The sequence below is a fragment of the Flavobacterium cerinum genome (genome assembly GCF_004028155.1).
Lineage (GTDB): Bacteria > Bacteroidota > Bacteroidia > Flavobacteriales > Flavobacteriaceae > Flavobacterium > Flavobacterium cerinum.
This window is the reverse complement of the sequence record NZ_SBII01000001.1, coordinates 327,108-350,357: the sequence shown is the minus strand read 5'-3', so window position 1 is coordinate 350,357 and position 23,250 is coordinate 327,108. Positions and strand designations below refer to the sequence as shown.

At 36.2% G+C, this 23,250-nt stretch carries 26 protein-coding genes and 2 tRNA genes; 7 read left to right on the top strand and 21 right to left on the bottom strand.

The window, feature by feature from the left end; translation table 11 throughout:
- Positions 1-11 precede the first annotated feature (11 nt).
- The 14 genes from EPI11_RS01610 to EPI11_RS01545 all read right to left on the bottom strand — a co-directional run bounded on the left by EPI11_RS01610 (position 12) and on the right by EPI11_RS01545 (position 11,414).
- Entirely contained in the window at positions 12-491 is a 480-nt protein-coding gene (locus EPI11_RS01610) for a hypothetical protein (RefSeq protein ID WP_128388204.1), read from the bottom strand.
- Between the two features lie 170 nt (positions 492-661).
- Entirely contained in the window at positions 662-1,150 is a 489-nt protein-coding gene (locus EPI11_RS01605) for a hypothetical protein (RefSeq protein ID WP_128388203.1), read from the bottom strand.
- 18 nt (positions 1,151-1,168) lie between these two features.
- Positions 1,169-1,354, bottom strand: a complete 186-nt coding sequence (locus EPI11_RS01600) for a hypothetical protein (protein WP_128388202.1) — start codon at positions 1,352-1,354, stop codon at positions 1,169-1,171.
- Positions 1,355-1,394: 40 nt separating this feature from the next.
- Positions 1,395-1,754: a hypothetical protein gene (locus tag EPI11_RS01595; RefSeq protein ID WP_128388201.1), complete on the bottom strand. Its 360-nt coding sequence runs from the start codon at positions 1,752-1,754 to the stop codon at positions 1,395-1,397.
- Positions 1,755-1,971: 217 nt separating this feature from the next.
- The gene (locus EPI11_RS01590; protein WP_128388200.1) at positions 1,972-2,472 is read right to left on the bottom strand and encodes a hypothetical protein; all 501 of its coding nucleotides are present in this window, start codon (positions 2,470-2,472) and stop codon (positions 1,972-1,974) included.
- 85 nt (positions 2,473-2,557) lie between these two features.
- Positions 2,558-3,061, bottom strand: a complete 504-nt coding sequence (locus tag EPI11_RS01585; RefSeq protein WP_128388199.1) for a hypothetical protein — start codon at positions 3,059-3,061, stop codon at positions 2,558-2,560.
- Positions 3,062-3,070: 9 nt separating this feature from the next.
- Positions 3,071-3,451 carry a hypothetical protein gene (locus EPI11_RS01580; protein ID WP_128388198.1) on the bottom strand — a complete coding sequence of 127 codons (381 nt, stop codon included), beginning with the start codon at positions 3,449-3,451 and terminating at the stop codon, positions 3,071-3,073.
- Positions 3,452-3,805: 354 nt separating this feature from the next.
- Positions 3,806-5,911: a peptidylprolyl isomerase gene (locus EPI11_RS01575; protein WP_128388197.1), complete on the bottom strand. Its 2,106-nt coding sequence runs from the start codon at positions 5,909-5,911 to the stop codon at positions 3,806-3,808.
- Between the two features lie 102 nt (positions 5,912-6,013).
- On the bottom strand, positions 6,014-7,279 hold the full coding sequence (locus EPI11_RS01570; protein ID WP_128388196.1) for a hemolysin family protein: 1,266 nt from the start codon (positions 7,277-7,279) through the stop codon (positions 6,014-6,016).
- Positions 7,280-7,285: 6 nt separating this feature from the next.
- Positions 7,286-7,477 carry a hypothetical protein gene (locus EPI11_RS01565; protein ID WP_128388195.1) on the bottom strand — a complete coding sequence of 64 codons (192 nt, stop codon included), beginning with the start codon at positions 7,475-7,477 and terminating at the stop codon, positions 7,286-7,288.
- 9 nt (positions 7,478-7,486) lie between these two features.
- The gene (gene lptC, locus EPI11_RS01560) at positions 7,487-8,041 is read right to left on the bottom strand and encodes an LPS export ABC transporter periplasmic protein LptC (protein ID WP_128388194.1); all 555 of its coding nucleotides are present in this window, start codon (positions 8,039-8,041) and stop codon (positions 7,487-7,489) included.
- 3 nt (positions 8,042-8,044) lie between these two features.
- Complete coding sequence (locus tag EPI11_RS01555) at positions 8,045-9,400, bottom strand: tetratricopeptide repeat protein (RefSeq protein WP_128388193.1); 1,356 nt, start codon at positions 9,398-9,400, stop codon at positions 8,045-8,047.
- Positions 9,401-9,418: 18 nt separating this feature from the next.
- Positions 9,419-10,687, bottom strand: coding sequence for a hypothetical protein (locus EPI11_RS01550; protein WP_128388192.1), 1,269 nt, complete (start codon positions 10,685-10,687; stop codon positions 9,419-9,421).
- Positions 10,680-11,414 (bottom strand): type III pantothenate kinase, encoded by a 735-nt coding sequence (locus EPI11_RS01545; RefSeq protein ID WP_128388191.1) that lies wholly within the window; start codon positions 11,412-11,414, stop codon positions 10,680-10,682. The genes EPI11_RS01550 and EPI11_RS01545 overlap by 8 nt, the downstream gene beginning before the upstream one ends.
- Before the next feature lie 98 nt (positions 11,415-11,512).
- On the opposite strand from EPI11_RS01545, the gene EPI11_RS01540 reads away from it, so the two are divergent.
- The 6 genes from EPI11_RS01540 (at position 11,513) to EPI11_RS01515 (ending at position 16,078) form a co-directional block, all read left to right on the top strand.
- A tRNA-Phe gene (locus EPI11_RS01540) sits at positions 11,513-11,585 on the top strand.
- Positions 11,586-11,667: 82 nt separating this feature from the next.
- Positions 11,668-11,740, top strand: a tRNA-Phe gene (locus EPI11_RS01535).
- 130 nt (positions 11,741-11,870) lie between these two features.
- Complete coding sequence (locus tag EPI11_RS01530) at positions 11,871-12,260, top strand: OsmC family protein (RefSeq protein WP_128388190.1); 390 nt, start codon at positions 11,871-11,873, stop codon at positions 12,258-12,260.
- A gap of 119 nt (positions 12,261-12,379) precedes the next feature.
- Positions 12,380-14,401, top strand: coding sequence for a thioredoxin domain-containing protein (locus EPI11_RS01525; protein ID WP_128388189.1), 2,022 nt, complete (start codon positions 12,380-12,382; stop codon positions 14,399-14,401).
- Complete coding sequence (locus tag EPI11_RS01520) at positions 14,398-15,240, top strand: mechanosensitive ion channel family protein (RefSeq protein WP_128388188.1); 843 nt, start codon at positions 14,398-14,400, stop codon at positions 15,238-15,240. The genes EPI11_RS01525 and EPI11_RS01520 overlap by 4 nt, the downstream gene beginning before the upstream one ends.
- A 157-nt stretch (positions 15,241-15,397) precedes the next feature.
- Positions 15,398-16,078, top strand: coding sequence for a hypothetical protein (locus EPI11_RS01515; RefSeq protein ID WP_128388187.1), 681 nt, complete (start codon positions 15,398-15,400; stop codon positions 16,076-16,078).
- Here EPI11_RS01515 and tsaB read toward each other — a convergent pair whose 3' ends face one another.
- Genes tsaB through EPI11_RS01500 form a run of 3 tightly spaced genes read right to left on the bottom strand, consistent with a single transcriptional unit; the run spans position 16,079 to position 19,482 of the window.
- Positions 16,079-16,738, bottom strand: a complete 660-nt coding sequence (tsaB, locus tag EPI11_RS01510; RefSeq protein WP_128388186.1) for a tRNA (adenosine(37)-N6)-threonylcarbamoyltransferase complex dimerization subunit type 1 TsaB — start codon at positions 16,736-16,738, stop codon at positions 16,079-16,081.
- Between the two features lie 9 nt (positions 16,739-16,747).
- On the bottom strand, positions 16,748-18,040 hold the full coding sequence (locus EPI11_RS01505) for an efflux RND transporter periplasmic adaptor subunit (protein WP_128388185.1): 1,293 nt from the start codon (positions 18,038-18,040) through the stop codon (positions 16,748-16,750).
- A gap of 2 nt (positions 18,041-18,042) precedes the next feature.
- A complete protein-coding gene (locus EPI11_RS01500) occupies positions 18,043-19,482 on the bottom strand; it encodes a TolC family protein (protein WP_128388184.1) in 1,440 nt (479 codons plus the stop codon).
- A gap of 142 nt (positions 19,483-19,624) precedes the next feature.
- Between EPI11_RS01500 and EPI11_RS01495 the strand changes: the two genes are divergently transcribed.
- Positions 19,625-21,019: a DUF4403 family protein gene (locus tag EPI11_RS01495; RefSeq protein WP_128388183.1), complete on the top strand. Its 1,395-nt coding sequence runs from the start codon at positions 19,625-19,627 to the stop codon at positions 21,017-21,019.
- 83 nt (positions 21,020-21,102) lie between these two features.
- Here EPI11_RS01495 and EPI11_RS01490 read toward each other — a convergent pair whose 3' ends face one another.
- The 4 genes from EPI11_RS01490 to EPI11_RS01475 are packed head-to-tail and all read right to left on the bottom strand — an operon-like array spanning position 21,103 to position 23,194.
- The gene (locus EPI11_RS01490) at positions 21,103-21,348 is read right to left on the bottom strand and encodes a hypothetical protein (RefSeq protein WP_206619082.1); all 246 of its coding nucleotides are present in this window, start codon (positions 21,346-21,348) and stop codon (positions 21,103-21,105) included.
- Between the two features lie 10 nt (positions 21,349-21,358).
- Positions 21,359-21,910 carry a DUF420 domain-containing protein gene (locus EPI11_RS01485; protein WP_128388182.1) on the bottom strand — a complete coding sequence of 184 codons (552 nt, stop codon included), beginning with the start codon at positions 21,908-21,910 and terminating at the stop codon, positions 21,359-21,361.
- Positions 21,910-22,542: an SCO family protein gene (locus EPI11_RS01480; RefSeq protein WP_128388181.1), complete on the bottom strand. Its 633-nt coding sequence runs from the start codon at positions 22,540-22,542 to the stop codon at positions 21,910-21,912. The genes EPI11_RS01485 and EPI11_RS01480 overlap by 1 nt, the downstream gene beginning before the upstream one ends.
- 1 nt (position 22,543) lies before the next feature.
- A complete protein-coding gene (locus EPI11_RS01475; protein ID WP_128388180.1) occupies positions 22,544-23,194 on the bottom strand; it encodes a hypothetical protein in 651 nt (216 codons plus the stop codon).
- Positions 23,195-23,250 lie beyond the last annotated feature (56 nt).

Here is a 23,250-nt window from a genome sequence, read left to right as displayed (position 1 = left end):
TTTTTATTTTTTTAGTAGATAACTACAGTATATATTACAACAGTTCCATTTGTAAACATACTATATTCTGCTGTAAAGCCAGGCCCTGCAAAAGGCGAATTTGCCGCACTAATAGAATAACCAAAATTACCTACATTAAATGTCATCCTGTAAAAGGACTGCGGACTACCCAGTGTCCAGGCAACAGTACTCGGTACAAAAACTTCCATAGTAGCTGAAGTTTGCCGCTGCCATGAAGCTATATAAGGAGAGGTTGCTGGTGAATCGAAGGGGAAACGAGTTAAGCTTGAGGTGTTTTCCAGTATGTAAGACCCCGATGCTGGAACGGCGATCATTGTACCTTTGCAATGAAATTCAGGGTAAGTTCCTGAGGCATTTGTAAAAATATCGGTAATAGTAACCGTTTGGTTTGTAAGATTATAAATTTCAAGTTTTTTTTGTGAATACACCTGTAAACTGAACAAAACGATTATAAGGAAAAATCTTTTCATAATACTTAGTATTTTTATCGTTCATAATGGGTTATAAATGCTATAAAGCACTTTTGCATAGCTGCTTATTATTTTTAATTTGTCATATATTCTTTATGAGATAAAAACCTCCTCAATAAATTAATAAGGAGGCTTCTATATTTTCAGATACACTTTTCTTCAGAAAGTAACTATTGAATTACTACTAAATAGGTTATATCATTTGGATTTGATGGGTTAACAATCGTTTCGTAATCTGCTGTCCAAGCAATACCACTAGAACTGCCACCCGCGCTTGGAGACGCTGGGCCAATAACATTATAACTGCCAGATGTTCCAAAAATCATCTTGTCAAAAACCTGAGCATTACCCAATACCCATGCAGCTGCATTTGATAGAGGAACACCATCTCTCATCCAGCTAATAACAGGGGTGGTTGATGGAGACAGAAAAGGAAAGCGATATATATTAGATGTGTTTTCAAGTATATAAGAATCTACGGGATCAATAGTTATTACTGTGATCTTACTTTGAAACTCAGGATTGGAGCCTGATGCATTTGTAAAAATATTATATATTTGAAAAGTTAAACTTGAATTCAAATTATAAATTTCAAGCTTTTTCTGACCAAAAACCTGAAGGCCAAATAAAACAATTGCTATTAAAAGTATTTTTTTCATAATCGAAAATAGTTTGATTTATATTTTAAAAAATGCGATATTATAATTGATAATGTTGGGATTATTAGGGTTTACAAACATATCATATGCAGCATCCCAGACAGGACCGCTTACATTAGGAACTTCGGTACTAATAGTTCCTGTAGAAGCAACTCCCGTAATTATAAACCTCCAATGTTTTTTTGCGAGTAACCATTCAAACAAAATAATTTTTTCATCATTTTGGTTACTTGCAGTTACTATTTTATTGCTTGCGCATTTCGGTTAGTTTCTTAGAATACTCCCTTAATGCCAGTAACATAAGCTGATCAGTTTCCATTGTTTCCTGAGTGGCTAACTCCGATTTACCAATTGAATTTAAAAGAAGTATGGTTTTTTCCTTCATAATCTTTGTATCTTCTTCCTTTAAATTAGATTTATTTCCTGCATTTTCTTTTTTACCTCTCAAATAGGTTTTTAGTGCTGACTCAAAGCCCTGCATTTCGGGAGTTTTAGAAATTTCAAAAGCAGTTGTATTTTCTTTAATTAATGCTTCCTCGCTACTACAGGAAGTCATTAAGACTACAAGAAGCAGTCCTTTAAAAAATAAGTAAGATTTCTTCATGTTGATTTAGTGCGCCCACGCTACAATGGACTTAATTAATTATGTAGCCAATTGATTGATTTATTACATATAAAAATTTCAGGATAAACACCGGATACATTTGTGACAATATCCAAATCATAAACTTCAAATGTTTTCTGTGAATACACCTGTAAACTGAACAGGATAATTTGTAAAGAATAATTTTAGATCTGATTATATAAGCTTTTACAATTGTTTAGTAAATAACTACTGTATAAATAACAACATTAGACGGCGCCGGAGCCGTATACTCATCATATTCGGCAGTAAATCCAGGCCCAATTACTGGGGAAGACATTGTATTGGTTGTATTAATGGTATAACTATTCCCTCCAATACTAAAGGTCATTCGTGAAAAATCAAAATGATGTCCCGTTAACCATGCATCTAGAGTCGTAATATTCCAACTTGATGATGAAGTCACCATCTGCCATATATTTATATAAGGAGAACTGGCCGGTGAATCGAATGGAAATGTATAAAGGCGCGCAGTGTTTTGAAGTGTATATGAGGAAAATGGCGCAACGGTAATAGGTCCAAAAGGTAAACTGTGAATTTCCGGAAAGTTATTTGCAGAGTCGGCAACCAAATTAGTTATAATAACTGATTGGCCTGTAGTATTATAAAACTCAAAAGTTTTTTGAGCATATGCAAATACTCCAACGAAAATCATGCATATTAAATATATTTTTTTCATCGCTACTTATTATTTTCACATTGTCTTTCATTCTTTATAATATAAAAGCCTCCTGGATAAAATTACAAGAGGCTTTTAACGCTTTTTAGTTAATGACTACAGTATATGTGGTAACTGTACCACTTGTAAATTGGTCATATATAGCAACCCAATTGGTTGAAGCTATAAAAGGAGTTGCAACACCAACAGTTCCCGCCGAACCACCAAGGGGATCCAGTACACGGAATGCCACCCAGTTAAAAACCTGAGGATTACCCAAAACCCAGGCTACCGGACTTGTCAATCCTGTACTCGCTGTTGCCGAAGTCATTCTTATCCAGTTTACAATATAAGGAACACTGGTTGGTGACTCAAAAGGAAAACGGGTTAACGACGCTGGGTTAGTAAGCGTATAGTTTGCTCCGGGTGCAAGAGTAATAAAGCCAATGGAGCTCAAATTAGGCCTAAACTCAGGATACGATCCTGATGCATTTGTTGACATATCGACAATTACAACCGTGTAGGCTGTGAAATTATAAATTTCAAGTGTTTTTTGAGAATATCCATAAATCCCAAATAAAGCGAATAGTATTAAAAGTAATTTTTTCATGACGATAGCTTATTTTTGATTAATGTTACTTTGGTGATACATTCCAGTCAGCTTTTTAGAATATTCTTTCATTGCCACCAATAGAAGCTGCTCTGTTTCCATATCCTTCTCTCCTGCCAATTGCTGTTTACCCAACGAGGTCAAAAGCACTATTGCCTTCTCCTTTACAGCAAGTTCATTATCAGTTTTAGATTTAGCAGTAGTTGTACCTCCCTGCTGTTTACTTCTCATATAAGTTCTTAAAGCAGTTTCGAAATTGACCATCTCAGGAGTTTTGGCAAATTTAAATGCTTCAGTATTATCTTTAGTCACAGCATCCTCACTGCTGCAGGAGACCAGTCCTGTCGCCAAAACAAACATTCCTGCAAAAATTAAGAAGATTTTTTTCATGTTGATTTAAGCGTCCATGCTACAATGGACTTAGTTTAGTTATGTAGCCAATTAAAATTTGTAACTGTGGATTTATATAACAATCATAAAAATCAAAAAAAAAAATTACAGAAGAATGATAAAACTAATTTTGATCGGTCAATGACACTTAATTTCGTTAAATGATTAATATTGAAAGGAATAACTTATGACATAAGTATAAACAAATGAAAAACGACCAGTTAAGCAACCTTGAATTTTACATCAATTTGAACAAATTGAAATTGCTTTGAAAAGTTTAAAATCTGTTCATTTCAGTCCAAAAAAAAATCCCGCAATTGCGGGATTTTTATATTACTATATGCTTTATTCAGACTAGTTGAATTCAGCTCTGTTGTCTTGAATATCAGCTTTCTCTTTTAATGCCTGAGAAAGTCTTCCTTGTACCTGTTGTTTAGCTTCACCACTTAATCTTGTAGTATAAGCAGTATAATTAGGTAATGCAGGAGCTTTAGTAACACCTTTTCCTCTTACCATGAAAACCCCCATTTGACCATCAATAAGTCCTGAAGTTTTTCCAGCAGCAAGACCAAATGCTCTCCCTACAACTTTAGGTTCAGAACCTACATTAGGAACCGTTGGGTTAGCTAATGATACATCTGTAGCAGATGCAACAGTAGATCCTGTTTTTTGAGCTACAGCTTCAAGTGTTGTTCCTTCCATTTTCTTTCTGATCAACTCAGCTTTCTTCTGGTTACGAACGATTGGCAATACTGTTATTTTAGCTTCTTCCATTGGTAGAAGACCTTTTTCATTGATTGACTTAAGTCTAACGATAGCATGACCCTGAGGAATATCAAATTTCTTAACATCACCTATTTTAGTGTCTTTACCATAAGCCCATTTTACTATACCTCTTTGACTTCCAATTCCCTGAATGTTCTCGTCATTCATCATTATTTTGTTAGCTGGCGTAACTGTAAGACCTAAACCTTTTGCAAGATCAGCAAATGGTTTGGTTTCAGCGTCCATTTCCATTTTAGATGCTTTAGTGAAAACTTCATCAGTAGTACCTTCAGACGGCTCAATTTTTTGAGCAATTGTAGCAAGTTGTACCGCTTCGTTTTTACCAGTAACTTTAATTACGTGGTAACCAAATTCTGTTTCTACAACACCTGTAGTTCCTATAGGATTATTGAAAACGAAATCGTTAAATGGCTTAACCATTTGTCCAGGAGCGATATTATCGTACTCTCCACCTGTTTGTGCAGATCCCGGATCATCTGTATTTGTTCTTGCAAGTTCTGCAAAAGCAGATGGATTTGCATTAACTTGTTTTAAAAGGTCATCAGCTTTAGCTTTAGCTTCTTCTTTAGTCCTTGTAATTGCAGGGTTTGGTGCTTTACCACCTTTGTAAGCAATTAGTATGTGACTTGCTTTTGCAGAAGCATTTCCTTTTTTGTTCATCATTTTAGTAAGCTTGTAGTAACCATCCTGAATGTATGGCCCAAAAACCTGACCTTTTCCAAGGTTGTAGATTTGCTCAGCATATTCTAAAGGAAGATCTTTTTTAGTTACATAAGTAGTATCATACTTAACATCTGAATGTTTGTTTACATACTCCTCAACGTTAGTAACGTTTGCAAAACCAGGAACAGTATCATTGGTTTTAGTAGCTTCATTAAACTCAACTTTAGCTGAAAGTAATGAATTGATCTCATTTTTCATTTCAGCCTCATCAGCAGTAGACGGCTTATTTTCGATCAATACAAATTCTAAATCACGTGATGCTTCAGACTTGTACTTCTTTTCGTTTTTCTTCATGTAAGCAGTGATCTCTTCATCAGAAACCTTAACCTGGTCATCATTGATAGTACTGTAAGGAACAAATACATAATCAAATGCAGCTTTGTCAGCATCCATTTGGTATTTAGCTTTTCCATCAGCATCAGTAGCGAAAAATGCTGCTTTAAGCATAGTTACATACAACTGTTTTTTAGCTGCATCTTCAACTAAACCTTTATTTTTTTCAATCATCTGCCATTGTGCAGGATTGGTTGTTTTCATGTTAACAAGGAACTCATTGAATTTAGCCTTATCAAATTTACCCAATGCATTTAAGAATTGAGGATTTTGAGCAACTTGAGGATCCTGAGCATATACATTGAAGATGTGATCTCTACCAACTCTTAGGCCAGCTTTATCATATCTTTCTTCAAAAAGTATGTTTTCAACTTCCTGACCCCATACTGCATTTGCTGCCTGAGAAGGACTGATTCCCTGCTGCCTTGCCTGAACTTCATTCACTTTTTGTAAAAATTCCTGTACTGGAATATCTTTACCGTTTACGCTTCCTATGTTTCGGGTAACCCCAAAACCACCGCTATTTATAATATCTCCTACTATAAAAGCCAATAAGCAAAAGCCGATAACTAGTATCAGAAGTAGCGAACGCTGCCTAATTTTTGATAAAACCGCCATGTTTATGTTTGTTAAAATTTTATATCAGTGGGCGAAAATACAATTATCTATTTAATAATAAAAGCAGTGGAGATATATTTTCGAAAGAAGATGCATTTTTTTTTATTTATTCTGCAAAGGCTCAATCTTTACTAGCTCTATCTTTTTATTTGAAGCCTGCTCAATGTAAATTTCAAAGTTCACAAAAGTCAGTTTTTCGCCTGTTTTGGGTATTTCTTTCGCATTATGCACTATAAATCCTCCTAAAGTAGCATATGAATCACTCTCCGGAATGCACAAATTATATTTTTCATTTATATACTCTACATCCAATCTTGCAGAAAACAAATAAGCGCCTCCTTCAAGCTGCTGTTCTATCATTTCTTCTTCCTGGTCATGCTCATCTTCAATTTCACCAAAAAGCTCTTCGATGATATCTTCAACTGTTATAATACCTGATGTACCGCCATACTCATCAAGTATAACCGCCATACTTTTACGCTTACGGGTAAGTATGTTTAAAAGTTCTTTAATGTAAATTGTTTCGGGCACATACTCTATCGGAATCATTACCGAGCGAACTGTAGCAGGTTTTTTAAACAATTCAAATGAATGGATATAACCAATGATATTATCTACACTTTCCTGATAAACAATCACTTTTGAGTACCCTGTTTCGATAAACAGCTGCCTTAGTTCAGCCACTGGATCATTGATATCGACAGCACTGATTTCTGTACGTGGCGTCATGATATCCCGTGCTTTTAAGTCGGAAAAACCTAATGCATTTTGAAATATCTGTATTTCAGAATCCACTTCTTCCTGTTCATCAGCACCATTCAACTGTTCTGTTATATAATTCCCTAATTCACCTCTGCTAAAAAAAGCACGATGACTATCGCCTTTGGTGCGCAACACTTTAACCAGTATAAAATCTGATATTAAGATAACAATTTTTGACACCCGGTTAAACAGGCAGTAAAAGGCATAAGCCGGCAGTGCAAAAAACTTGATAAGTGTATTTGCATAGACCTGAAAAAATATTTTGGGGAGAAACTCTGCTGTGAGCAACAGCACAAATGAGGAAACAACAATTTGAAGCAATAACTGATAAAAGACAGGCAAAGCAAAATCTGACGGATACAACCACTCTAACACCACATTACCCATGTAGTAAGAATAGATAACAAGGACTATTGTATTACCAACCAACATTGCTGTAATAAACTGCGTTGGCTTCTCTGTTAAGCGTGTAAGAATTCTTGAAATTAAAGTAGATTGCTTTTTTTCTACTTCGAGATAAACCTTATTTGAGGATACATAAGCTATCTCCATTCCTGAAAAAAAAGCAGAAAGAAGCAAACAAACTATGATCATCGCTGCTTCCATGATAAATTAGTTATCTCTTTTTTTATCCTGCATTTTTTTTGCAAACCTCATTCTGAAGAAAAACATAAAAACAGCAAGACCGGCAAACAGAAAGCTTAAAACATAACTTTCTTCGGTCTTTATTTTCATGACACCATCATAAATAAAGAAAACCGCTACAACCAGATATAAATATGATACAATTTTTAAATAACCCATTTTATTAATTTATTCAACATTATTAATCTCACCTTCACCCGAATTACGCTGCATGTTAAAGATTTTAAAGTCTTTACTAAAATCTATGCCGGGCCCCTGAATGAAACCGCCTGCACCATCTGTAAATTTAAAGTTTTTTTCGGTATAAAACCATTCGTTTTTTTGATCATAAAATAACTGGTCCGTTTCCAGCTTTTTTCCGTCGTTAGACGTGATTTTTACATTACCCTGCAAATCGATAATATCGGTCTTTGCATAAGTAATTGCATAATCAGAAACTACATGGCTTTCTTTACCTTTTTCATCAAATAGTGTTAGATGGATACCTTTAGGAAATTCATTAAAACCATATTCCAAATTGGAATAATCCAGCATAAGGGGACTTACAAGAATCGCTTTAACCCTGCCGGAATCGGTATACTTTAAATTAAGATTTTCGGTTTCTCCTGACGGACTAAAAGCAACACTATTGATGCGCTGCACATCTTTAAAATTGCTTTCGCATGAGCACAACAATGCTATAAAAACCAGTGATACTATGCCAATACTTTTATGCACTCTCATGTATTAAAAGTTAGGAACGGTAATTTTTTCATTAATCCAACAGCCATAGGCTATAATATCACCTTTCTTTTTACCTGCAGCTTTTGCCTCTGCTTTAGTAGGTAGTTTTTTAGTATATCTTTCTACTATTTTTGCAACAGTAGCTTTATATTTTGGCTCAGCCTTTTCCGCTTTTTTTGCTGCATCTATAGCAAGCCATCCAAGAGCTTTGCGATCAAAATCATTTATTTCACACTCTTTTGCTACATTACCATACATTTCTGCAAGCAATAAATAAGGCTTCCCTGATTTCGGATTAAAATCTGCGGCCTTAAGCGCGTATTTTTTAGCTTCTGCTTTATCTGAATAATTATAAGCAGACGCTATTTCATAATAAATATCCCCTCTTTTTTCAGGAACCATTTCAAGAGATGCTGCCTGTTCCAGATACTTTACTGCATCTTTTTTATTATTCTTTTTTAAAGCCAGATACCCTAAGCGATAAGCAGACTGTTTTGTTGGCTTTAAAGTATTAATAGCTAAAGCCCCTTTATTCATAACAGGAGAATTATAACACTTTTTACCATACAAAGCACTTACCATTGCTTCGAGCCATGCTAGATTAGCCTTATTTGCCTCATAACGATCGCTATAGTATGCTTCCATTTTATCGCAGGAAAGATAATCCCTGCTTGCACTGCTGATATTGTCATTTACAGCATCAAAAGAATCATGTGTCGATTGAGCATCTGCCAGAAACTGCTTTTCCTCATCGGTTAGCAATGCTGTTTCCTGCTTTAACAATAACGCCTCTTTATCGGCTCCTAATTTATTTTGAGCATAAACAATCTGGCCGCTTACCTCACCAAATTTTTCAATATACTGCTCATCTGTAATTCCTTTACCTGATTTGTACTCTTTTAAAAACAAATTGAAATAAGTCTCTAATGCATTAAAATCTGTAAAAGCCTGTCTGTTTTTAACAAACGATGCACTAAAAGCTTTGTAAGCATCATTTTCAGAAATCAAATTATTTTCCAGCTGCAATTGCGTCTTTTTAATATCTGCACCAGTTCCCGGAAAGTATTTTTCCTGTTCACCATACAATGCTACCAAATCATCTACAGCAAGCTGTCTTTCTTGAGGACTTAATGCGCCCTCAATTAAATATTTCAGTATCGCTTCACCATATTTATAAAGTTTACTATCCACTTTAGGGCATGACTTTCTAAGCTCAGGCAATAAAGCATAAGCTTCGCTGTATTCTTTAACTACAACTTTTCCTTCAAACACTTTGAAATTATCTTCGCATTTATAAGCCACCTGCGCCTGTACTGTTAAGCCAAGTGCGCATATAAAAAGAACCCATAGTGTTTTCATAGCTACAAAAGTTTTTAGTTAATCGTATTTCCTTTTTATAAACCATTTGTCATTTAAGGATAAACTTACCATTAAATTCACATAGTTTTCCTGAATAAGGTTTGCTTTAGTAGTACCTCTGCGTCCCAGCTCTAAACCAAAGTTAAGATTAGATCCACGAGTGGTACCACTTCCTAATGGCAAGCCTACACCAAATGTAAGCCCCATATCGTTAATGTCCTGATTATTTACAACAAGACCCGTTTTTTCAAACTTAAGTCCGGCTCTGTAAGTAATCCTGCTCAAATAACTTGTAAAGGACATGTATTTTGGTATGTAGTACCCTCCAAGCGATATTTTATGTGATGATTCAAAACCTGCTTTAGTAACTGCATCAAAACGGTTACCTAATGTATTAGCGCCCTGAAATGTGTATTCTAAACCGGCGAACCATTTTCTTGCCTCACCAACACCACTTCCTACACTAAACTTTGAAGGCATTTTTATATCATCATTAGCATAAACCTTATCAAGCTGATCCATAACTATTTCATTACCTTTAGTCGTAAGTGTAATTGTAGCTATTTGTCTTTCTGTAGTACTTTTAAGAGTGCTTTCAGGTGTAAAAGTTGCACTGGTATATAAATTTAATTTTTCGCTGACTTTCGTTTGGTAAGTTGCTCCAATATTAAATGATGCACCGCTATAATCTGATTTATTTATTTCACGTGTTGGATACTGCACTCCCAAATCCGGCACACCCACAATTGATTTTGTTTCGATGTTACCAAAATTATACTGGAAATCTGCCCCTATGCTGAATTTTGGCGTTATTTGATAAGCACCACCAAAAAACACACGGTTAACCCCTCCGCTTCCTTCAAATTGCCTGTAATAATTAACATTGTTTATTACTTTTTCATTTTGAATTTTATACCCTACAGATGTATAAGGCATCAATCCAAAAGCAAAACCAATTTTATTAAACGGCAGCGCTACTGCAACATAGTCTACGGTTGTTCTGCTTGCGCTGTCATCTGCAGATGATGTTTTAAATTTTGTACCACTATTACTTCCCGCAACAGTAAAGGTCGTTAGTTTTAGCGAACTGTATGTTGCTGGGTTTTGCAGATTGATATGGATACTATCAGGTAAGATCCCTACACCTCCCATAGACCTGTTTTCTACAGTACCTTTAAACTTTACATCTCCAATACCATAATAAGAATAGGGTGATGCATTATTTTCCTGGGCAAAACCAACGGTTGAGAAAATCAGGCAAGCGCCTGCAATAATTTTTTTAATCATTTGTGATCGTATATAAATATAAAAGATTCAAACTTTCTAATAAGAAATTTGAATTGGCAAATATGGTGTTTTTTAATCTTTTAGCCAAAAAATCAGCATCTCCACCTGTTAATATTATTGTTAACTCCTGATACTGTTCACTATACTGTTTTACAAACCCTTCCAGTTCATGCAGCATCCCGTTTACTACCCCCGAATGCATGGCCTGTTCTGTAGAGCTCCCAATGTAATGTAACGGTATTTCAGGATATAACAACGGAAGTTTTGCTGTAAAATTATGCATTGCATCATACCTTAATTGCAATCCGGGAGATATGGCACCTCCTAAATAATTATTATTACTATCCACAAAATCGTAAGTAACGCATGTTCCTGCATCGATAACCAAACGGTTTACGGACGGGTATTGTAAGACTGCTCCTGCCGAAAGTACCATCCTGTCTATCCCTAAAGTAGCCGGTGTTGCATACTTATTATGAAAAGGAAATGATGAATCACGATCTATTGTAACCAAACTGCTCTGTCTTTCTAATAAAGATAACAGCTCAAAATCGTCTTCCCCTACCGAAGCGAGTATACTTTTACTTATTGAAGGATATTTTTCGAAAATTTTTTCAATCTTTTTTTTTGCCTCAATTTTATCTAAAACAAATTTCTCCAAAAACGCAGTTCCCTCAAAAACAGCAGCTTTAATTTTTGTATTACCTATATCGACAACTAGATGCATTTTCCTTTTATTAGTGCTGCAAAGATAGTAATTGATTTTTTTTATCTTTTGTTTTGGATAATATAAAAATGGCTCTATATTTGCACCCGCAATGACACGGTACCTTAGCTCAGTTGGTAGAGCAATGGACTGAAAATCCATGTGTCCCTGGTTCGATTCCTGGAGGTACCACAAAAAAACCCATTCAAAAAGAGTGGGTTTTTTATTCCGAATTATTGAAAATTAATTCTATATTTGCGCACCGAAACAAAACGGTACCTTAGCTCAGTTGGTAGAGCAATGGACTGAAAATCCATGTGTCCCTGGTTCGATTCCTGGAGGTACCACAAAAAAGCCCACTCATAACGAGCGGGCTTTTTTTATGTAGAAAATTCAACCTTTGAATTGAATTATTATAATGACAATATAATTTTTCCTTGTTTTCATGTAAATTTATAGATCACTTAAAAAAACATCATGGCATCTATATCCGCTAACATTGAAAAAGAACTTTATCGAATTGAGATAAAAACACCAACCGGTAATATACTATTTGCCGACGAACCGATTGAAAAAGGCGGAAAGAACAAAGGTTTTTCTCCTAGAGAACTATTAGCTTCGTCATTAGCCGCATGCACTTGTGCCACCGTCCGTATGTATGCCGATCGCAAAGGTTGGGTTCTCGACAAAGTAAATATCACTATCGAACTTACTGAAGAAGACGGACAAACAAAATTTACGCGAAATCTGGAATTTATTGGTCAATTAGACGAAACACAACGCGCACGACTGCTAACTGTTGCTAATGCCTGCCCTATTCATAAAATACTTACCGGCAGTATTGTTATCGAAACTACATTGAGATAATCAAGTATTAAAATTTCCTGAATACTAATTAACAGATAAAACAATCTGTTTTTGTTTTACTAAATGCTTTTGCCGACGCTTTTGGTTTTAGTAATTTCGCATTCTTTTAGAAACGCATTATGAACGAACTTCACTTAGAAACCAGCCCCTACCTACTGCAGCACGCCAATAACCCAATATACTGGAAAGCCTGGAATGAACAGGCACTTGCTAAGGCAAAACAAGAAAACAAACTTATCATTGTAAGCATAGGTTATTCTGCCTGCCACTGGTGCCATGTTATGGAACACGAGAGCTTTGAAGACGATGAAGTGGCTGCAGTAATGAACAAACATTTTGTATCTATAAAGGTAGACCGTGAAGAACGCCCAGATGTAGACGCTACCTATATGAAAGCTGTACAATTAATGACCGGACAGGGCGGCTGGCCTATGAATGCTGTACTTCTCCCCGATGGGCGACCTGTTTGGGGAGGCACCTATTTTAAGAAAGACAACTGGATCGCCACATTAGAGCAGTTACAGGAATTATACTCAACGCAACCTGAAAAAGTAATAGACTATGCCGAAAAACTACTGGCAGGCATACAGTCACTCGTCTTATTAGGAGAAAACACTACCGACGAAATCGCATCAACCTCCAGTATAGAGCCCATTATAGAAAAATGGTCTAAAAGTTTTGATTGGGAGTTTGGCGGTTATGCCCGAGCTCCTAAGTTCATGATGCCAAACAATTACCTGTTTTTACAGCGTTATGGCTTTCAGGAAAAAAGACAGGACATTCTTGACTTTGTAGACTTAACCTTAACCAGAATGGCGTATGGCGGTCTCTTTGACACTTTAGACGGCGGTTTCTCCCGCTACTCTGTAGACATGAAATGGCATGTGCCTCATTTTGAAAAAATGCTGTATGACAATGGTCAGTTAATGAGTTTGTATGCTGAAGCTTATAAACGCACAAAAAACACATTATATAAAGAGGTTATCGAAAAAACACATCGTTTTATTCAGAAAGAACTAACCGACAGCAGTGGTGGTTTTTACAGTGCTCTGGATGCCGACAGCCTTAATGAAAAAGGCCATCTTGAAGAAGGTGCCTTTTATGTTTGGGAGAAACAGGAATTGAAAGATCTGTTGAAAGAAGATTTTGAACTTTTCTCAACCGTATTCAATATTAACGAATTTGGCTATTGGGAAGACGGACATTTTGTACTTATCCAAAATGAAACTATAGAGAAACTAGCGGCAGATGCCGGTATTACAACAGCAGCTTTACATCTGAAGAAAAAACGATGGGAAGAGTTATTGTATGAAATACGTGAAAAACGTGCCAAGCCGCGCCTTGACGACAAAACCTTAACTTCATGGAATGCCATTATGCTCAAAGGCTATGTTGATGCTTATAAGGCACTGAATAATAGTGAATACCTAATGGCAGCACATCGAAATGCCCAGTTTATAACCGATAATTTATGGCACAGTGATGGGCATTTATGGCGTACTTACAAAAATGGCACTGTAAAAATCAAAGGCTTTTTAGAAGATTATGCCCTTACTGCAGATGCTTTTACTGCCCTGTATGAAGCTACTCTTGAAGAGAAATGGCTGCTTTATGCAAAACAACTTACCGATTACTGCCTTGAAAACTTTTATGACGGGAAGCAGCATTTTTTTGCTTACACCTCTGCAAAAGAAGAACAACTTATTGCGGCTCATTTTGAAACCGAAGATAATGTTATCCCAGCATCAAACTCGATCATGGCAAATGTGCTGTACAAACTGAGCATACTTTTTGAAAACAGCCACTATGAAAAAACAGCACTACAAATGCTGCATCTTATCATACCTAATCTTGATTATCCATCAGCATTTTCAAACTGGCTGAATTTGTGGATGAACCTTTCGCCTCAAAACAGAGAACTCGCAATATGCGGAGCGAATGCGTCTGAAGAAATAAAAAAAATAAACAACCATTACCTTCCTCATGTTATTATAGCAGGTAGTACAAGAGCATCTGGCATTCCGTTTCTTGCCAACCGTTTTGTACAGGATGAATTGTTGTTCTATATTTGCCAAAATAAGGCGTGCGGCCTGCCTCTAACTACAACTGAGGAAACTTTAAACAATTTACAATCACTATGATTTCATTATTTTCAATAAATAAACTTGACAAGTTTATAGATACGCTTATTGACTCTTTAATTAATTACATCCCAAACGTAATTGGAGCAGCAATAACATTAATTATTGGTATAGTTATAATAAAAGTTTTTAGAAAAATTATAACCGGATTAATGGCCAAAAGGAACATGGACCCAACTTTTTTAAAGTTTGTGCTCGATGTTTGTACCTGGATATTCAGGGCAATACTCTTTATTACAGTTATAGGTCAGCTTGGAGTGCAAACTACCTCCTTCATGGCTGCCTTGGGTGCGGCAGGTATTGCAATAGGGCTTTCGCTACAAGGGTCGCTTTCTAACTTTGCGGGTGGATTGCTTATTATACTATTCAAACCTTTCCGTGTGGGTGATACTATTGAAGCCCAGGGACAATCAGGAACCGTTAATAGCATCCAGATATTCAGTACCCGAATTATTACATCAAACAACCAAGTGGTTTACCTGCCTAACGGTACACTATCTAACAACACTATAAAGAACTATTCGCAGGAGCCACTGCGCCGCGCAGAGATCATTTTAAGCGTAGCTTACACCTGTAATCTTAAACATGTAAAGGAGGTATTACACGATGTTATAGAGAGTGATCCAAAAATATTAAAAACGCCCGTTCCCGGAATTGAAGTGAAAAATCTTGCCGAAAATGCTGTTACTTTAGCTATACAAATATGGGCTGAACGCGGTAATCACGGTGCTATGGTATCTGATTTTTATGAGAACACTAAAATCGCTTTTGAAAAAGCAGCTATAGAGATTCCATTTCCGCAACGTGATGTACATTTAAAGACACTTCAAAAAGTATAATTGAGCTACAATAATACAACACACTGACCGTTACTAGATATGGCATGTTTTTTGGTTAATTATTTTTTAACTAAAAACATTTACTATTATTTTTTAAAAAGTATCTTTACCCCCTATTTTTTAGTCACACAAAAAAACTATTGAAAACAAAAAGAAAATGAAAAAAGAAAATTTAATTTACACGGCAGCACTTGCCTTTACGTCGCTGATTGCTACAGCACAGGTAAACCAGACACCAGTACACAGTAGTGGTGGTCAGATCATGGTAATGAAAGAGAAAAGTCAGGCTGCAACAGGTTCTATGTATGTTAACGAGAAATACATGCCTGCTAAAGCATCTAATAACGAGAAAACAATTTTAGCACGTTATAATGCTTATGGCGATAATTTTGAAATTAGCGAGCCTCAAACAGGATCATTTAGTGTTTTACCAAAGCAAGATGGTGTAACAGTAAAATTTGTAAGTACTGGAGAAGCTTATTCTTTACAACAATACAGAACAAGCAAAGATGAGACTATAACAGGATACCTTAACATTGTAAGCGAAACTCCTAATGTAAAGATCTTTAAGAGACAGAGAATATTCCTTCAACCTGAAGTATTCCCGGCAAGCAGCTACCAAACATACAAAGCCGCTAACTACAAAAAGACAGATGATGAATTCTACATCAAAATAAAAGATCAGGATGCTGTTTATTTTTCAAGCAAAAAAGACCTTGCTAAACTAGTACCAGCAAAAAGCAAAGAAATCCTTGAGTTTATCAAAAAAGGAAAACTTGATGTTGAAAAAGTAACAGATCTACAACAAATTGGTACTTATATCGACACTATCCTGTAATTATTTACCGGCAATAAAATCTTTCAAATAAAAAGGTTCAAAATAAGCGACATCAACAGTGTCGCTTTTTTTGTACTTATCAAATGACACTGCTGCCATTTGTGCTGCAGATGGGTATATTATTTCCTCATGATATACAAATCTTTCGGCATTTAAGAGTTCACGGCATTTTGCAGCACCATCTCCCACAAGATGTATTGTATCCTCAATTTCTTCAAAAGAAGTTTCGATAATAATCTCTGCTTTAGTATCTCTTAGCTTATTGTAATTTTTATCAAAAACAGCTGTATATACTTCCATACGGCGGGCATCAATCATTGGGACAATAACACCTTCGGCAACGGCTGTATTGCGCGCTAAAAGCTCAAGAGTATCTATAGCCAGCAAAGGTATATTAAGCGAATAGCAAAGCCCTTTCGCTGCCGAAACACCTATGCGAAGCCCGGTATATGAACCGGGGCCCATACTTACAGCAACAGCATCCAGCTGACTGAATGCAATGCCTGCTTTTTGAAGTGCTTCTTCTATAAAAACGTGTAATTTTTCGGCATGGCTGTAGCCTTCGCCTGCATGTTCTGTTAAAACAACAGCCTTACCATTTTCTGCCAGGCAAACCGAGCAGTTTTTTGTAGCTGTTTCAATATTTAAAATAAAACCCATTCCTTATTTTTATTTAGCACTCTTAGGTTTTACCTGTACCTTATCATTAGGGTTAAGCTCTTTAGAGACCACATTATAAGGTCCGGTAATTACTTCATCTCCTTTTTTAAGCCCTTTTATTACCTCGATATTTGTATCATCCTGAATTCCGGTAGTAATCACTCTTAATACCGCTTTGTCTCCAGATTTTACAAATACACATTCGAATTTCTTCTTAGTAGTACCCGTTTTATTTTCCTGTTCTTTTTCTTCAAGTTCTTTAACCACATCTTTTTTAACAGAAGTAGTATCTGCCTTTACTACCACAGCACTAATAGGCACAGAAAGTATATTTGCCCTACTCTCAGTAATAATATCAACTGTAGCCGTCATTCCGGGTCTGAATGGTGAATAGTTTTCAGGTTTACCTTTAGTCATATCTTCATATGACTCTTTAAGTATTCTTACTTTCACTTTAAAGTTTGTAACCTGATCGGCAGTAAGGGCGCTGCTTGCCGAGTTTGATATACTGGTTACAGTTCCTTTAAACTGTCTTTTCAGATAAGCATCTACTTCAATATTTGCAGCATCGCCTATTTCTATTTTAACGATATCATTCTCGTTAACATCTACTTCGACTTCCATATTGTTTAGGTTTGCGACCCTCATAATTTCGGTACCTGCCATTTGCTGTGTTCCTACAACACGCTCACCTAACTCTGCATCAAGTTTAGAAATTGTGCCGTCTACAGGGGCATAAATGGTTGTCCTGTTCAGGTTATCTTTTGCTTCAGTTACCGAAGCATTAGCACTTGCTACATTATAATAAGCCGATTGTTTTCCTGCAACAGCTACCTCATAGGCAGATACGATTTTATCCCATTCAGATTTTGATATCACTCCTTTTTCAAACAGGCGTTTGTTACGGTCATAATTTGCTTTAGCCTCTTTTAACTGCGCTTCAGCCTGGTTAAGACCCGCCTTAGTCGTAGATAATGATGCGGCACTTCTTGTTACACTCGACTCATAAATATCAGGATTGATGCGTACTAAAAGGTCACCTTTTTTAATAGCCTGTCCTTCTTTAACAGGAAGCTGAATGATCTCACCTGAAACCTCAGATGATATTTTGACTTCAATTTCGGGCTGAACCTTTCCGGTAGCCGATACAGTTTCTGTAAGGGTTATCTCTTTAACAATGGCTGTTTCTACTTCTTTCCCTTTATCATTATTACCTACTGCGCCGGTATTTTTAAGTACAACCAGAAGTACTATAATAAGAATTACTCCACCTAATAAAAAGTAAATTGTTTTTTTTGACATGGCTATTGTTTTTGATAAATTGGGATTCCAAAGTAAAATTCTAAGATCTTCACTTTAAAGATATAATCATATTTAGTACGCAAAACTTCAGATTGTGCGTTTACTGATAATGTTTGTGCCTGATTAAGGTCGAACACATTGATAAGTCCTACCTCATATCTTTCTTTTGCATAAGACAGTGATTCTTCTCTGGCATGCGCAGCAGATACAGCAGCATCATATGCTTTTAACGCACCCTGTGCATCAGTATATGCCGTGTAGACGTTTCTTTCAAGATCAAGTTCTTTTTGCTGAAGTGTAATTTGTGTACGTTCAAGATCGATTTTAGATCTTTGTACATTATTTCTAACCGTGAAACCGTTAAGTATCGGAATGTTTAATGATATACCAAAAGAGTGACCTTTGTTATCGTTAAACTGATCCAGGATAGGGTCTCTTTTCCCAAGTATCGGTTTGAAATTATTCTGAACTACATTTTGATTTGTACCTTCTACAAATCCAATTACCGACGTAGGATTGTTTACATCAGGACCCACCCCAACAACTTTATCAGAATAAGCAGCACGGGTAGCGAAGCTGTAAAAACCGGTCAATCTTGGCTGGTAAGCACCTCTGGCAATCTTAACATCTTTTTCTGCGACTTCAACATCGGCTCTTGCTGCTTTAAGATCTGTTCTTGTTTCTTTTGCTTTGGTATATATTGTAGATGGCTGCTCCAGTAAGACACTGCTTTGATCAGGATAATCGCTGTCTGTGGTGTCAAAATTCTGGAAGTCTTCCAACTGCATTAATTGCGCAAGGCTTAATTTTGAAATAAGTAATGCGTTTTCGGCTGCAATTTTCTTTTGCACATCGGCTGCAATTGTTGCTTTAATGTCAAGGAGATCGCCTTTTGGCACAGCTCCGCCTTCAACCAATTGCTCTGTACGCTCCATCTGTTTGTTATCGAATGCCAACTGCTGTTCCTGCACCTTAAGGTTTTCTTTATTAAAAAGAATCTGCAGGTAGGCATTTGCCACGTTAAGCGCAATATCTTCCTGCATTTTAACCAGTTTATATTGTGCTGCAACAATTGCCAGATTAGCTCTTCTAAGTCGGTTTTGGTTTTGCAAACCATTATAAATATCGATACCAACATTTAATCCCGCAGATGTAAACTGAGTCGTTTGGTTTTCAAGCAAACCTGTTGTGATATTCTGGTTCAAACCTATATTCCAGGAATGCGAACCCTGAACATTTGCTGTTGGCAAAAATGCTCCAATAGCATCACTCTTGGACACTTTTGTAGTTTGAGCATCAAGGCCTGTTAGCTTTATGGATATATTATTCTTGATAGCATAATCAACACATTCCTCCAATGTCCACTTTTTAGCCTGGGCATTTACCTGCCCTGCTGCGAGTGTTATAACAAAAAGGAATAGAGTACAAAACTTATTTTTCATAGGCTCCAATTGGAAAGTTTACAAATTTACCTAAATTATCTAACGTAAGTAATCGTATTATATTTTTATTAGACTTATTCCTGCTAAATTTGTTACAAATTAATCTTAATTTTGCGTCGTTATTTTTTCAACACAACAACAAATGAGAACCTTACTACTTTCGGGTGTTTTATTTTTTTCTGTTTTACTAACAGGATGTTCCACTACAAAGAGGATCGATGCACTAAAACCTGAGCCCGGCAACAACTCTCCGCTGGTATATCAAAATACTACTTCATTTATAAACCTGCCTGTTACTATGACCATTGCCGACGTAGAAACCCAGGTAAACAAAATCCTTACCGGACTTATATATGAAGACAAAGCGATAGAAGATGATAATATAGCCATGCAGGTTTGGAAAACTGCACCTATTAAATTTACAGAACAAAAGGGGAAACTCCAATCTATAGTACCCATAAAAATAAAAGCAAATATTAGATACGGTACTTCTGCCCTTGGCATGAACCTGTATGATACCCGCGAGGTTAACCTGGATGCTGTTGTTACCTTTAACAGTAAAGTAGGTTTATCTAACTGGAAAATGACAACCGATACTACTATCGAATCATTAGAATGGACTGAAAGTCCTACCATTACTATTGCCGGCAAAAAAGTAGCTATAACCTACCTTATAAATCCGGCAGTAAAATTATTCAAGTCAAAAATAGAGAAAGAACTTGATAAAGCCTTAGTAAAAACTACTGATTTTAAACCTCAGGTACTTGCTGCTTTAGAAAAATTGAGCACACCGTTTTTAACCAACGAAAGTTATCAGGCCTGGTTTAAACTAAATCCACTTGAACTTTATGTTACCGATGCCGTGCTTTCTAAAAAACAAATAACCATGGAAATGGGACTTAAATGTACTATGCTTACTATGGTGGGACAAAAACCGGCAAACAACTTTAAAAAAGAAGACATTACTTTAAAGCCGGTAAGCAAAATGCCCGACAATATAAGTGCTGTTGTAGCCGCTGTTTCTACTTATGAAAGTGCATCTAAGGTTATTACCAAAAACTTCCAGGGCCAGGAGTTTGGATCGGGAAGCCGAAAGGTTACTGTACAAAAAGTAGATCTATGGAATAAAGACGGTAAGATGGTCGTAGCGTTAGACATGACCGGAAGCATTAACGGAACCATATACCTTACAGGATACCCTAACTACAACGCTGTAACAAAAGAAATTTACTTTGACCAGATGGATTATGTACTTAATACCAAAAGCGTATTAATGAGAACAGCCAACTGGCTTGCTGAAGGTATCATCTTAAAGAAAATCCAGGAAAGCTGCCGTTACTCTATTAAACCAAATCTAGAAGAAGGCAAGAAAAACCTACTTCCTTATTTAAACAATTACTCACCAATGCCGGGTATCTATGTAAATGGCTCTCTTAACGATTTTGAGTTTGATAAAATTGAACTTACAGACAAAGCGATCATTGCCTTTATAAAAGGAACCGGGAAAATGGATCTTAAAATAGACGGAATGAAATAATAATCATTCTTATAGCTATAAAAAAAGCATCTGCCAAGGCAGATGCTTTTTTTATAGTCTTAAATTCCAGTTAACTATTATATTTATTCTGTTGCAGTCGCTGCCTGCTTTTTCTTCTTTCTAAGCCTGTACACTGCAAAGCCAACTAAAGCTACAAGCAGATAAGGAAATATCATAAGGTAAACAATACCATCGTTTACTGCTTCTGCTTTAATGTTTCCGTCGCTGCTTTCAAGCGCCGCACGACACATAGCGCATTGCGCATTTGCTCCTGCCGAAACAAGAAACAAAACCGCACCAAAAAAGACCTGTTTTATTTGTAAGCTCATAGCTGTAATATTAATGCGAGTAATAAGGAGAAATCATTAAGTATACAATTACACCGGTAACTGCAACATACATCCATATTGGATAAGTAATCCTGGCTAATTTTTTATGTTTATCGAAACGCTGTGCAAGCGCTCTAACATAAGTCACCAATACAAAAGGAATAATGATAATAGAAAGCAGGATATGCGTTATAAGGATAAAAAAGTACACATACTTAATTGCTCCTTCTCCGCCAAACTTAGTAGAATCAGCCGTCATGTGATAAGCAACATACATAGCAAGAAAAGCAATAGATAAACCTATCGCAAACTTCATCAGGTTCTCATGCAGCTTTCTTTTACCATTTTTTACTGCCCATACTGCCGTAAATAAAACAACAGCTGTAAGTCCGTTAATGGATGCATAAATAGGCGGTAGGAACGATAAAGGTTCTACATTGTATCCAAAGTCTTTTAACTTAACCCCAAACAGAATGGCAACTACTAATGGTATCGCAATAGAAACAACAACGATCCATTTGTTATACTTTGTCTCAATATTATTTTTAGCTGTATTCTCCATTATTCTTCCAGTAATTTTTTAATATCTTCTTTTATTGCCTTAACACCACTTTCTTCAAGACCATCATAATACAAAATCGGGTTCCCGTATTTATCTTTCCTACATCGGATGTTACCATCTTTATCAACTAAAGCAAAAGATCCTGAATGCTCAAAACCGCCCGCTACATTTTTGTTTTCTCCTGCATAAAGGTTAAATCCTTTTTTTGCCAGGTTAAGTATATAATCCTGATCTCCGGTTAAAAAATGCCAATTGTAATGTTTAACTCCAAGATGAGCTGCATGTTCTTTTAAAACCTGAGGCGTATCATGACTAGGATTAATCGTTATTGAAGCAACACCAAACTGAGGATTACCATAAAATTCCTTTTCAATTTTCAGCATATTCTCATTCATCTTTGGACAAATGGTTGGACATGTACTAAAAAAGAACTCTACTACATATACCTTGCCTAAATAATCTTTATCGGATATTTTTTTACCATCTTGATTGGTTAGTTCAAAAGCCGGAACAGGGCCAATTTCAACAAGATCTGATTTTTGGAATTTAGCCACAATTTTAGGCACTGCCCAGATACCAAATATCAATACGATAAATGATATCCCTATATATGAATATGATTTATTTTTCACGTTATATCTTTCTTTTATTGTTTTTCTTAAGCGCTAAACGATATTCTGCCAATACAACTTTTACATCATCGCTCATATCATTATGAAGATCGGCTGCAGAGAAGGTATTGTAACCTTCCTTATATTCTTCTTCACCTTTTCTATTAGCCCCTTTACGGCCTCTAAGGTTTCTGTCTTTATCAATGATAAACACGTTTGAAGTTCCCTTTTTATCATCAAGCTTACCAACAAGATTAAAAGAGTCGTAATATTTTTGGATTTCATCTGCAGGTGCAAATACATAGTGCCATCCTTTCATATCAGTAAGTCTGCTAAGCTCAGTTACAAGTTCCTTGGTTTGTGCTTCACTACCTTCAGGCACAAGCATTACCATTTGGAAGTCCTGGAACTTCATGTTCTTATTATAGATCTTCTGGCTTAGGTTAAAGGCATTTCCTTTATTGTGTAAAACATCCGCACCGGGAAAACCAAGTATGGTTATTTTCTCGGCTAGTTTTACATTTTCTCCCGAAAGAGATTTCCAGTCGGAGAACTCTTTCACATTAGGCGTTACAATAGGGAGCTTAGCAAAACTGTTAACTCCGGAGGCAAAAAAGAGGTAACAAACAATAGGAAGTGCGAACAAAACAAAAAGTACAATTGTCTTTTTCATAGTGAGGAAAATTTCAGGTACAAAATTAAAAAAAGGCGGTTGAAAAACCGCCTTTT